An 11606-nucleotide genomic window follows, 5' to 3' on the forward strand; every position below is an offset into this window, starting at 1 on the left:
AACTATGAAAAGGATTTATTCGATCATATTATTGATTGTTGTATTCACCTCGTGTTCGAAGAACTGGGTGGATACGAAGCCGAACGGAAATCCGTCCACTGCGAATCTTTGGGATGGGACAACCAACGTGGAAAAGGGGATTGCAGGATTGTATGTGTCCATGGCATACGAGAATACCTGGGGCCGGAACCTTTTCTGGATGCAGAATGCCGGCGATGATCTGATTGTGGGCAGGCCGAAAGCGGACGGGGAGAATATCAAGAATTTTGTTTGTACGGGCCATGAAGGATATATGTCCGGCGCCTGGAACGACCTGTATGGGACGCTGACCAAGGCCAATGAGGCTATTGCGGGTCTGCAGAACGCGACCAATATCTCTGCCGATCTCAAGAACAGATCGCTTGGTGAGGCCTATTTTATGCGTGGTTTTGTACATTTCTGGATCGCTTATCTGTGGGGACATAAGGATCAGGGTGTACCTTATGACGGCGTGGAGAATGCCGGGTATGGCAAGCGGATACCGCCCCAGCTGAAGTCGGTTACAGAGAACTATGCGATCATAGCCAGCGATATGCAGAAGGCCGCCGATCTGCTGCCGTTGTTCAGCACCTACAGTTCGGCCGATCAGGGCCGGGCGCATAAGGCGGCTGCGCTGGGTTATCTGGTCAAGACCTATGCATACTGGGCGCAGTACGATGCCAGCAAATGGGCGCTGATCCCTGATTTGTGTGACCGACTGAAGAACGAGTGCGGAAGGGCGCTGATCGCCAATCAGGGCAGCGGAGCAAGCAATTACAGGGCGGTCTTCAAGGTGGCTAACAACTGGAGTTCGGAATATATCTGGTCTGTGACCTCGGGTACGCTGGGCGGATCGGAGTTCATGGGGGTCGTGCTGGAGAATACGGGATGGGGGCTCTATAATGGCTGGGGTTATTTCCAGCCGACGGAAGAGTTGTATGACGAATATGAAGCTGGTGATCCGCGCCGGGAGGCTACTATCTTGAATTTCGGGGATCAGTTCACTTATTTTGGACTGCCGTGGAAATATTATTCGACGAACAGTCTGTCGGGTTTTCAGATCAACAAATATATGGAGCCTTATTCCTATGGTACCAATGGGGATGCGGGGACCAATTCGAAGATCAATCAGAATGGGGACTATCCCACGACGAGTCTGAATCTGCCATTGATGCGGTATGCCGAGATCCTGCTGTTCAGGGCAGAGGCGCTGATACAGCAGGGGAAGAATGCCGACGCTGCGGCGCCGTTGAATGAAGTGCGTGCGCGGGTTGGGCTGGCGCCGATCGCGGTGCCGACGATGGCGGACCTGAAGCATGAGCGTCGCTGTGAGCTGGCCTGTGAGTGGACGGACAGGTGTATGGATCTAAAGAGATGGGGTGATGTGGCCGTGATCAATGCGCCGTTGCATGGAAGGATACATTCGGTGAAGACCGATCCTGCGTCGTCATATACGATACAGCAGGTGTGGCCTGCTCGCAACTATAGCGCAGCTAAGATTGCGTGGCCGATGAATCCGGATGTGATATCGAGTAGTAATGGCGTGTATAAGCAGACGCCGGGGTGGTAGTTTTGAGTAATGATTTGGGAAAACCCTGCCAGACGGCAGGGTTTTTTGTCTATTGGTCAAAAGAAATTGAAGAGGCGGGGTAGAAACTGTTGTTTTACAGAAAAATAAACAACATGGAAAATACGCAACGTCAGAGTTACCTGGATTGGTTGAGGATCCTATCAATAGCAGGGGTTTTGATCCTGCATTCCGGAATGGCCTATGCGGGATGATCTGTGGTGGCATATCAAGGACAAGAACAGCAGTCAGCTGATACTGATGCTGAATATTGCGATGCATCTGGTTCGGATGCCGTTGTTGTTCTTTATCAGCGGGACGGTCAGTTATTATATGATGCAGAGGAGGAGCGCGGTTAGTTTTATCGGGCTGCGTTGTACTCGTTTGCTGGTGCCATTGGTGGTGGGGATGCTGGTGGTAGTGCCGCCGCAGATCTATATGGAGCGGCTTACGCAGGGTTATAAGGGAAGTTATATGGAGTTCTATAAGACCGTCTTTCGGTTCAGGTTCTATCCTTCGGGAAGTCTTAGCTGGCATCATCTGTGGTTCATTGCGTATCTGTTCATCTATGATCTTGTATTTGCCCCTTTGTTCGCGTGGATGATGAAGAGTGCGAAGCTGCAGCGGGCGCTGGGCTGGCTGAGCAGGGGGAAGCTGGTGTTCCTGCTGGCTGTGCCTTCTATCGTTTGGTTTGTCTGTTTGTGCAATCCTTTTGATGAGTTTCCGGACCTGGTACATGACGGAGCGTATTTTGTGTACTGGCTGTTGTTTGTGCTGGCGGGGTTTGTGTGTATTCTGACGCCTCAGCTGATGGAGGCTTTGCAGCGGAACAGGCGGTCTGCGATGAGCATTGGATTGGTGTGTCTCGCAGGGCTGTATTATTTTGCGCTGAATCCCGGTTCCCGGGGCGGGTCGCTGGCCTGGATGAATGTGTTGTTGCGGCCGGTGATGGCGTGGTCATGGGTATTTGGGTTGATCGGGTATGGGAAGCAGTATCTTAACCGTTCGCACCCGGTGCTGGGGTATGTGAATCAGGCCGTGTATCCTTTTTATATCCTGCACCAGACGGTGATGGTGGTCCTCGTATACTATATCACGCGGTTTCATGACGGGGTCGGGATGAAGTATGTGTTCACGATCTTCGGAACCTTCTTTTTTACGGTGGGAATCTTCCACTTTTTTATAAAGCCATATCCGGTGATGCGGTTTTTGTTTGGGATGAAGGTTTCCGGGGGCAAGCGGAGGATGGCCCGGGTTTCCGCGGGTGAGGATGAGCCTATGGTGGGACAGGATCCCGTTGGTGAAAGAGGGGGTGGGAGGAGCTTCGTGGGAGGATTGGTTGGCGCAAGGGGTTAGGCCGGGTGGTTAGTGGATGGAGAGTAAAAGAGCCGGCTCTTGCGAGCCGGCCGGCAGAAAGGCTGATTAAGGTCTAAAGGGAAGGTAATGGTTTCTCCTCCGATCAGGGTGAACATTTCGGAAAGGGTGAGTGAACAGAAATTGCCGATCAGGGCGAGTTCCTGGATGGTAAACTCGCCCAGGTGGTCGGTCAGTTCCATAAAACGGTCGTTCTCCTTTCCGAGGTCTGATGCGACAACCGAACGTGGTACGACATTAAAAATGTCCCGAAAGGTCTGGATCTTATTCTTCAAGAACAAAGGTCTAATGGATTGATACCGTTGATCCCTCATCATAATCAAAGAAAGTATTTTATAATAGTTATCGCCTGGCGCGGCTCGGTTTCTTGGTTTTTTTGGGCCAGATTCTTAGTTTTTCTGGCTCAGTTTTTTGGGAAGCGGGATAGTTGCTTTGGGATAGTAAGAGGGAAAGGAGGTTTGTGTTTGTAAAAATACTAAATAATTTGGTATTTTGGACGTTTTTGGAGGGGGATTTTTTTGGGGGAATTCGGGTAAATGGTGGTATATTTTGAGTATGAATACAAATAGAAGGCAATTCATTAAGACTGCTGGGTTGGGGATTGTTGGGGCGAGTTTGATGGGTAAGGGACTCGCCGAGGTGGGTGGTGTATGGTGGGGGAAGGGTTTGGGCGGGCTACGCCGGAATCGCAGGGAGTATCATCGCGGTCGATAAGGGATTTTTTGGCTGCGGCGAATGCGTCGGGGATCAGCTGGCATAGTATGATGCTGGTCCGGCATGGGCAGGTGGTGGCGGAGGGGTGGTGGAAGCCGTATGAGCCGGGGTTTGTGCACAGTCTGTATTCGTTGTCCAAGAGTTTTACCAGCACGGCGATAGGATTGCTGGTGGAGGAGGGAAAGTTGGATATACATGCGAAGGTGGTATCCTTTTTTCCCGATGATCTTCCGGCTAGTGTGAGCGATAATCTACGGCAGGCGACTGTAAGGAGTCTATTGACGATGAATACGGGGCATGCGGAGGATACGATGCCGAAGATGAGGGCTTCGTCCGATAGCTGGGTGCGGACTTATCTGTCTCAACCGGTGGAGTTTACTCCGGGGACGCATTTCTTATACAATACGGGCAATACTTATATGCTGGGGGCGATCCTTCATAAAGTGACGGGTCAGACGCTGGAGGAGTATTTGAAGCCGAGGTTGTTTCAGCCTTTGGGCATCACGGGTTATGACTGGGAGGTCTCTCCGCAGGGACTGAATACGGCGGGTTATGGTTTGCGGGTAAAGACGGAAGATATTGCAAAGCTGGGACAGTTGTATCTGCAGAAAGGAAGTGGAAAGGGGGTGAGGTACTGACGGAGCGGTGGGTGGATGAGGCGACGAGCAAGCAGACGGAATCGCAGGTCAATAACGGGGACTGGTCCGAAGGATACGGCTATCAGTTCTGGCGTTGCACGCACGGGTTCTACAGAGGAGATGGAGCGTATGGTCAGTTCTGTATCGTCATGCCGCAGTACGACGCGGTACTGGCGGTTACGGGTCAGAGCCCGGACATGCAGAAGTCGATGAATATTATCTGGGATCATATACCTGGCGGGATGAAGGACGGCGCATTGCCGGAGAATCCCGAAGAACACATGGCGCTGAAGAAGGAATTGTCTTTGCTGGAGCTGCCGGTGGTAGCGGGTGGGATATCGGTGTTGCCGGGCGTGAAGAGAGGTGGAGGTTCTTCGCTGGCGGAACGGGGAGGCGGGTCGGTGCCTGCCGGGGCTTACGACAGGAAGCACTGGGTGGTGGGGGAGAATGAATTTGGAATTAAGAAATTGATGTTCGATTTTTCCGGGAAGGGTGGGGTGCTGTATGTCGAGAAAGATGAGCGGCCGGCGAAGCTGGAGTTTGGCTGGGGGAAGCTGGATCCTGAACCGTCAGCGGGAAATGTATGTGTTCGGGGCGGGCGGACTTTTCCCGATGCCTTCGCGTGTGGCGGGTACGGCGGGCTGGACAGATGACAAGACACTAAGACTGAACCTTCGGTTCGTGGAGGCGATCTTTGGGGATACCCTGACGTGCCGGTTTGATGGGAACGAGCTGAAGGTCGAATTTTTGAACAGTTTGGCGGAGACGGCAACGAAGAAGACGCCGGACCCGAGGAAGCCGCTGGAGGGGAGGATGGGGTGATGGATGGAGGCTTTAAAGATATCCTGAAATTCTGGAGGGCGGCCGAGCTATTTAATCTTCCGGACGTGCCTGTTTCCAAAAAGAAAAAGCAGTATTCGGATCTGCTCCCGGGCGAAGACCTGCCGTGGGAGCCAGGGGTGCTGCCTTCGCCGAAGGAAGGAAAACGGTGGCGGCATACGCTGTATTTTCACGTGTTGAATAAGCAGGAGGTAGTGGCTTTATTGTCCCGGCTGAGCGACCCGAAAGAATTCAGAGAGCCGGTCGGCGGGGATACCTGTCTTTCCGCTCTGGTCATAGATCATCAGGGACGGCCTGCCGGGCGAACGTATGCGCCGGCGGCGTTTCCTTATGGCATAAAAATCGTCCGGGAGAAACTGGACTATGAGGAGTTGCCGGGATTGTTGCGGAAAGCCGGTGAGGATTTTCTCAAACGGTGGGAGGTGGATGGAGGGATGGTTGACTGGCGGATGCTAAAGAATGAACTGGGCTTGCTGGGTGAGGTAGCGGGGAAGGATCTGCAGGCGCGTGTTCAGGTGCGGTGTATATCGGATCAGGTAGATGAGAGGGCTGTGGCGGAGGCTCCTTTTCTTAACAGCTATTATTTAAGGGACCTGAATAGTCTGATCAATTCTTCGGAGGATGCGGGTTTGCCGCTGCGGACCTTTGTGGGTTTGGGGATGGATCATAATGCCCGCGTCGATCTTCTTCAGCAGCGGGTGTTATTGGAAAAGATGCATCCACGGCATCAGTCTCCGGCGAGATGGCCTTCCAGTCCTTTGTTCGGTCTTTACAGCGCACAGCAGGCGGCGTTGAATATTTGTTTGTCGGGGCTCAGGGATGGCGGCGGTCTGATAGGGATCAATGGTCCTCCGGGGACGGGGAAAACGACTTTATTGAGGGAAATAATTGCAGACGTAGTTGTGAGAAGGGCGCAGCGGTTGCTGCGGGTTGGGGCTCAGAATCTTTTCGACAGGAAGCTGGATTACGATCGATGGACCGATCGGGTATTACAATATCGATCGCAGCGTATTTGACAATGACGGGATCGTAGTGGCGAGCAATAACAATGTGGCCGTCGAGAATATCTCTAAGGAGTTGCCGGTTTCGAAAAGCATCGATTATGGGAGTTACGGTCCGGCGGATTATTTTTCGCGTATCGCAGGGCTGATCCACGATGAGCCGTGCTGGGGGATGGTGAGTGCGGCGCTTGGCAGGTCGGATAACCGGAGGGCGTTTGTCAGCAAATTCTGGTTTGGCAAGGACTACAATTTTCGAAAGCTTTTGAAGGAGGATTGCCGTGGACGCTGGTGTGATCATGGAGAATGAGCGGGAGTTTGAAAAGGTGGCCGGGGAGTTTGCGGCTCAGTTGGAGGGATATCTGCGTTTTCAGCGGCTGGCGGGTGAGTACCATGATCTGCTGGAGCGACTGGTGGTTGAGGGGAGTGATTCGGGTTGGGTGGAATTGGGTGGATTGGGGGATCGGCTGGTTGCCGAATATGATATTGCTCCGGAGTGTTTGCCGGGGAAAGATTTTTTGAAATTGCCGGTGGAGGAAATTCACCGGCTGACGCCTTATTCGTCGGAGAAGATAAATATTCTCAGGGGAGAGATATTCTTAAAAAGTTTGCGGCTGACGGAACTGGCTATCCGTGTGAATGCGCGGTATTTCAGTGCGAATCTGAATGCCTTTGTGAATATGTCGCCGTATAAGGTGATCGCGGGGTTGGATGAAGGGGTCGCGTCTGTCCTGTGGAGTAGTTTTTTCTTTTGTATTCCGGTGGTGTCGGTGACGCTGGCTTCTTTTCAGTCGCAGTTTTTTAATATGGGGAAGGGGTCGGTGGGGTGGGTGCTGATCGATGAGGCGGGGCAGGCGACGCCGTCGTCGGTATGTGGTGCGATCTGGCGGGCGAAGCGTTGTGTCGTGATCGGGGATACGCTACAGATACCGCCGGTGGTGACTATACCCAGGGGTTTGGGGAGGATGCTTCAGGATGCGTATGGAGTTGGGGAAGAGTGGAGTCCGGTGGGATCTTCCGCGCAATACCTGGCGGACAGGGTTACTAAATATGGAACGTATATCGCGGGGACTTGGACGGGGGTGCCGTTGCGTGCGCACAGGAGGTGCAGTGAGCCGATGTTTTCTATTGCGAATGAGATCGCGTATAACAGGCAGATGGTGAAAGTGACGAAGGACAGGGGCCGTGATCTCCCTACGGGTGGAAGCGGGTGGATCGATGTTTTGCCGATGACGGTGATCGGTCATACCGTTACCGAGGAACTGCAGGTGGCTGAAGATCTGATTCAGCAGTTGGTGGGGTTTGATGGGAAGGTTTTCGTCATTACTCCGTTTCGCTCCGTTGTGGAGGCGTGCGGCGGTCGTCTGAAGCAGTTGTATGGGGTGGATTGCGGCACGATCCATAGTTTTCAGGGAAAGGAGGCCGAAGTCGTGATCCTTATTCTGGGAACGGGTGCCGGCGCCGTCGAAGCGCGGAACTGGGTCGCTGAAAGCCCCAATATACTGAATGTCGCGGTGACGCGGGCGAAGGAAAGGCTTTATGTGGTCGGGAACCGGGAGGCCTGGGGAAGGCATAGGTACTTTGATTACCTTACGGGAGTATTGAGGAAGAAAGATCATCATAGCGGGAGGTTGTTTTAGTTGGAAAAATACTTTATGTTTGTAGTATAGTATAGGATAGAATAGAATGGCTTTGAACTCGACCGTAATCATAAGTTTTCTGGCGTTCACTGTAGTTGCCGCGGTGATCGCGGTATATAAGACGAGGGGACAGAAGCTGGGAACTTCCCTGGCCTATTTTCTTGGGAACAGGAATTTCGGCTTTTGGATGATCGGGTGTTCTCTTTTTCTTACCAACATGAGCGCTAACCAATTCGTTGGCGAGAACGAGTATGTGTATACGACGGATATGTCCGTGATGTGCTGGGGGATGAGTTCGATACTGGCAATGCTGGTAGTGGCGGAATGGCTGATGCCGGTCTATCTTCGGATAGGCGCGGTTACGACGCCTGATTTTCTGGAGCGGCGATTTGACCGGGCTACCAAGCGCATGATCTCCATTATTTTTTTGGTAAGCTATCTTGTAAATCTTATTCCATCTGTCCTATATGGCTGTGCTGTTGCGCTGAACGGAATCCTGCACATCGATCAGCGGCTGGGGCTGAGTTATTTTGCCGCCATCCGTGTGCTGGTGGTGCTTGTCGGGGTGATCGGCGGCTGTTATACTCTTTTGGGTGGACTGAAGGCTATAACGATCAGTGATGTCGTGCAGGGTGTGGGCATGGTGCTGGGTGGGGCGTTGCTGACCTGGTATGGGTTCAGCTATCTGGGAGGGGGTAGTGTGGCGGAGGGTATACATCGCGTGGTCAGCAGTAAGCAGGAGCATCTGAATGCGATCGGGGGGCCGGGGAGTGCGGTGCCTTTCAGCACTTTGTTCACGGGCATGCTGCTGATCAATGTCTATTACTGGGGGATGGAGCAGTATATCGTTCAGGAGACGCTGGCTTCGCGGGATCTGGCGACGAGCCAGAAGGGGATCGCACTGGCCTGTGTGGGGAAGCTGATGGCGCCGTTGCTGCTGAATGTGCCGGGGTTGATGGCGCTGCATTTGTATACAGGGTTGGGAAATTCGGTGAATGCCTTTCCTCAGCTTGGTCAGCGATGTGATGCCGCCGGTAATATCGGGATTTATGGCGGCGATCGTGTTTGGCGGGGCGTTGAGTACGTTCAATGCAGGACTGAACAGTCTCGGGACATTGTTCACGGTGAATATATATCAGCCGTGGATGCAGCGCAGGGGGAACGGCCGGATGAGAAGGAGATCGTTCGGGGTGCGAGGGTATTCCAGGTGCTGGTGATAGCGGGGGCGTTTATTTCGCGCCTTTGATCATCAATTTCAGCGGTGGTTTTTACAACTATCTGCAGAAGGCGGCCAGTTTTTTCAGTGTGCCGATATTCACGGTGATGACGGTTGGTTTTTGACGAAGAAGACGCCGGCGATAGCGGCGAAGGTGGGGTTGGTATTCTTTGTCGTGAGTTATATGCTCACACAGTTCGTGTTCCATACGGGGTTGCACTATTTGCACGTGCTGGCGATCCTGTTCGTGGTCACGGTTGCGGGGATGCTGCTGATCGGGAGGTTTTATCCGATGAAGGAGCCATTCAGGGTCGTGAATGAAGGTGTTGCGACGCTTTCGCCGTGGAAGCAGCGCTATTGGTATTTTGGGCTGCTGATCCTTGCCATGATAGCGATGTTCGTTGTTTTTTCCCCATTGGGTCTTGCACATTAATCTTTTTAATATTTACGATGAGAAAACCTTGTTTATCCTGTCTGTTGCTGTCGAGCATTTTGCTTGCCTGTTCTGGTCTGCTGGCGCAGCAGAAGATCGATGTCCATACCCGGAATATGAGTTTGGTATTAACTATAGGACCGAATGGAAAGTTATACCAGTCCTATCTGGGGACGAGGGTGGCCGTAAGTTCTACACCGTCCGATACGTTGGTAGAGAGCTATGCGCAGGGTGGCGGGAGTTATCTTTTCGAGCCGGCTATCCGGATCGTTCATGCGGACGGGAATCCGTCTCTGGATCTGCGGGTGGCTTCGTGGGGGACAGATAGCACGGATGGCAATATACGGGTGACGAGCATTGTCATGAAGGACCCGGTCTACCCTGTAACGGTGGTACTGGAGCTGAAGTCGTATGTGCGGGAGAATGTCATTACTTCGGGAGTCAGGATCAGTCATGCCGAGAAGGAGCCGGTGAGGGTAAGCAATTTTGCTTCCTCGATGCTGCATTTTCATGCGGACAGTTACTGGCTGACGCAGTGGCATGGCGACTGGGCCCGGGAGATGCAGATGGACGAGAGCCGGCTGACGAGCGGGATCAAGATCATCGACAGTAAGTTGGGCACCCGTGCGGATATGTACCAGACGCCGGCTTTTTTATTGTCTTTGAATGGAAAGTCTACGGAGGAGACGGGAGAGGTGCTGGCGGGTACGCTGGGATGGTCGGGCAGTTTTCAGCTGTTGTTCGAGGTCGACGAGAAGGACAGGCTGAGTGTGCTGCCGGGAATGAACCCTTATGCGTCGGATTATGTACTCGATCCTGGGAAGACGCTGAAGACGCCTGAATTTATTTTTACGTATTCCGATGGGGGCCGGGGTCGGGCGAGCCGCAATCTGCATGACTGGGCGCGCAGTTACGGAGTACTGGACGGAAAGGGGCCGAGGATGACGCTGCTGAATAACTGGGAGTCGACGCAGTTCGAATTCAACGAGCAAAAGCTGGACACTTTATTCAGCGAAACGCGAAAACTGGGTGCGGATATGTTCCTGCTGGACGATGGGTGGTTCGGTAATAAATATCCCCGCAACGATGATCATACTTCGCTGGGCGACTGGCAGGAGGACAGGGCCAAGTTGCCGCATGGGATAGCGATGCTGGAGAAGGATGCCGCCGAAAAGGGTGTGAAGTTCGGTATCTGGGTCGAGCCGGAGATGGTGAGCCCAAAAAGCGAGTTGTACGGGAAGCATCCTGAATGGGTGCTGAAACTGCCGAACCGCGCAGAGAATTATTTCCGGAATCAGCTGGTTCTGGACCTCGTCAATCCGGCGGTTCAGGATTTTGTCTTCCGGACCGTGGACGATCTGCTGACGCAGCATACCGGTATCGCCTATCTGAAGTGGGACTGCAACCGGATGATGACCAATGCTTATTCGCCTTATCTCGGGAGTCGTCAGTCGAATCTTTATATCGACTATGTGGCGGGTCTGTATGCCGTTCTCGAGCGGCTGCGGGCGAAACATCCGTCCGTGCCGATGATGCTGTGCAGCGGCGGCGGAGGAAGGACGGACTACGGGGCGTTGAAATATTTTACGGAGTTCTGGCCCAGCGACAATACCGATGCGGTCGAGCGGGTGTATATACAGTGGGGTTATTCTTATTTCTTTCCGGCCAATACGATCGCCTGTCATATTACTTCCTGGGGGAAGGAGCCGCTAAAATTCCGTACCGATGTGGCGATGATGGGGAGGCTGGGTTATGATCTGGACGTGTCGAAGATGACGGAAAAGGAGCTTGGGTTCAGTCAGCAGGCGCTGAAGGATTATCGCCGGCTGAGCGCTGTCATCGGGCAGGGCGATCTGTACAGGCTGCTTGCGCCTTATGATGCTCAGCGGGCTGCACTGATGTATGTTGACAGTGATAAGAAGAAAGCTGTATTGTTCGGCTATGTGCTGCATCCGCGGTATGGCAGTGTCTGGGCTCCCGTGAAGCTGCAGGGGCTGGACGGGGCCAGGACCTATCGGGTGAAGGAGATCAACCGGTATCCCGGAACGCCTGCGGTGCTTGCGGAAGACGGGAGAACGTTCACGGGAGAATACCTGATGAAGACGGGGATCGGCGTTCTGGGTAAGAAGGAGTTGACGAGCGCAGTTGTCGAGATCACGGCAGAATAA

12 protein-coding genes are annotated in these 11606 nt (G+C 53.2%); 11 read left to right on the forward strand and 1 reads right to left on the reverse strand.

Features of this window, described 5'->3' with window-relative positions:
- The first annotated feature begins 4 nt into the window (after window positions 1-4).
- Both ACQ86N_RS07610 and ACQ86N_RS07615 read left to right on the forward strand, forming a co-directional pair.
- Complete coding sequence (locus ACQ86N_RS07610) at window positions 5-1588, forward strand: RagB/SusD family nutrient uptake outer membrane protein (protein ID WP_431214637.1); 1584 nt, start codon at window positions 5-7, stop codon at window positions 1586-1588.
- A 201-nt stretch (window positions 1589-1789) separates the two neighbouring features.
- Window positions 1790-2941 (forward strand): acyltransferase family protein, encoded by a 1152-nt coding sequence (locus tag ACQ86N_RS07615; protein WP_431214638.1) that lies wholly within the window; start codon window positions 1790-1792, stop codon window positions 2939-2941.
- Here the strand turns inward: ACQ86N_RS07615 and ACQ86N_RS07620 are convergent.
- A complete protein-coding gene (locus ACQ86N_RS07620) occupies window positions 2938-3234 on the reverse strand; it encodes a hypothetical protein (protein ID WP_431214639.1) in 297 nt (98 codons plus the stop codon). The genes ACQ86N_RS07615 and ACQ86N_RS07620 overlap by 4 nt on opposite strands.
- Window positions 3235-3609: 375 nt before the next feature.
- Here ACQ86N_RS07620 and ACQ86N_RS07625 point away from each other — a divergent pair, with 375 nt between their 5' ends.
- From ACQ86N_RS07625 to ACQ86N_RS07665, 9 genes are all read left to right on the forward strand, one after another.
- Window positions 3610-4311: a serine hydrolase domain-containing protein gene (locus ACQ86N_RS07625; RefSeq protein ID WP_431214640.1), complete on the forward strand. Its 702-nt coding sequence runs from the start codon at window positions 3610-3612 to the stop codon at window positions 4309-4311.
- Window positions 4312-4322: 11 nt separating this feature from the next.
- The gene (locus ACQ86N_RS07630; RefSeq protein ID WP_431214641.1) at window positions 4323-4964 is read left to right on the forward strand and encodes a hypothetical protein; all 642 of its coding nucleotides are present in this window, start codon (window positions 4323-4325) and stop codon (window positions 4962-4964) included.
- A complete protein-coding gene (locus ACQ86N_RS07635) occupies window positions 4924-5133 on the forward strand; it encodes a hypothetical protein (RefSeq protein ID WP_431214642.1) in 210 nt (69 codons plus the stop codon). Before ACQ86N_RS07630 ends, ACQ86N_RS07635 begins: the two co-directional genes overlap by 41 nt.
- Window positions 5133-6167, forward strand: a complete 1035-nt coding sequence (locus ACQ86N_RS07640; protein ID WP_431214643.1) for a hypothetical protein — start codon at window positions 5133-5135, stop codon at window positions 6165-6167. Before ACQ86N_RS07635 ends, ACQ86N_RS07640 begins: the two co-directional genes overlap by 1 nt.
- A gap of 16 nt (window positions 6168-6183) precedes the next feature.
- Window positions 6184-6459: a hypothetical protein gene (locus tag ACQ86N_RS07645; protein WP_431214644.1), complete on the forward strand. Its 276-nt coding sequence runs from the start codon at window positions 6184-6186 to the stop codon at window positions 6457-6459.
- Window positions 6431-7789 carry a DEAD/DEAH box helicase gene (locus tag ACQ86N_RS07650; protein ID WP_431214645.1) on the forward strand — a complete coding sequence of 453 codons (1359 nt, stop codon included), beginning with the start codon at window positions 6431-6433 and terminating at the stop codon, window positions 7787-7789. The genes ACQ86N_RS07645 and ACQ86N_RS07650 overlap by 29 nt, the downstream gene beginning before the upstream one ends.
- A 52-nt stretch (window positions 7790-7841) precedes the next feature.
- Window positions 7842-9035, forward strand: coding sequence for a sodium:solute symporter family transporter (locus ACQ86N_RS07655; protein ID WP_431214646.1), 1194 nt, complete (start codon window positions 7842-7844; stop codon window positions 9033-9035).
- Window positions 9036-9126: 91 nt separating this feature from the next.
- The gene (locus ACQ86N_RS07660) at window positions 9127-9438 is read left to right on the forward strand and encodes a hypothetical protein (protein WP_431214647.1); all 312 of its coding nucleotides are present in this window, start codon (window positions 9127-9129) and stop codon (window positions 9436-9438) included.
- 17 nt (window positions 9439-9455) lie between these two features.
- Window positions 9456-11606 carry an alpha-galactosidase gene (locus tag ACQ86N_RS07665; protein WP_431214648.1) on the forward strand — a complete coding sequence of 717 codons (2151 nt, stop codon included), beginning with the start codon at window positions 9456-9458 and terminating at the stop codon, window positions 11604-11606.

This window comes from Puia sp. P3 (assembly GCF_050632245.1).
GTDB lineage: Bacteria > Bacteroidota > Bacteroidia > Chitinophagales > Chitinophagaceae > Puia.

Bases quoted from the DNA above. Each gene is read 5' to 3' on its own strand.
- ACQ86N_RS07610 (WP_431214637.1), top strand. From the start codon at position 5: ATGAAAAGGATTTATTCGATCATATTATTGATTGTTGTATTCACCTCG.
- ACQ86N_RS07615 (WP_431214638.1), top strand. From the start codon at position 1,790: ATGCGGGATGATCTGTGGTGGCATATCAAGGACAAGAACAGCAGTCAG.
- ACQ86N_RS07625 (WP_431214640.1), top strand. From the start codon at position 3,610: ATGGTGGGGGAAGGGTTTGGGCGGGCTACGCCGGAATCGCAGGGAGTA.
- ACQ86N_RS07635 (WP_431214642.1), top strand. From the start codon at position 4,924: ATGCCTTCGCGTGTGGCGGGTACGGCGGGCTGGACAGATGACAAGACA.
- ACQ86N_RS07640 (WP_431214643.1), top strand. From the start codon at position 5,133: ATGGATGGAGGCTTTAAAGATATCCTGAAATTCTGGAGGGCGGCCGAG.
- ACQ86N_RS07665 (WP_431214648.1), top strand. From the start codon at position 9,456: ATGAGAAAACCTTGTTTATCCTGTCTGTTGCTGTCGAGCATTTTGCTT.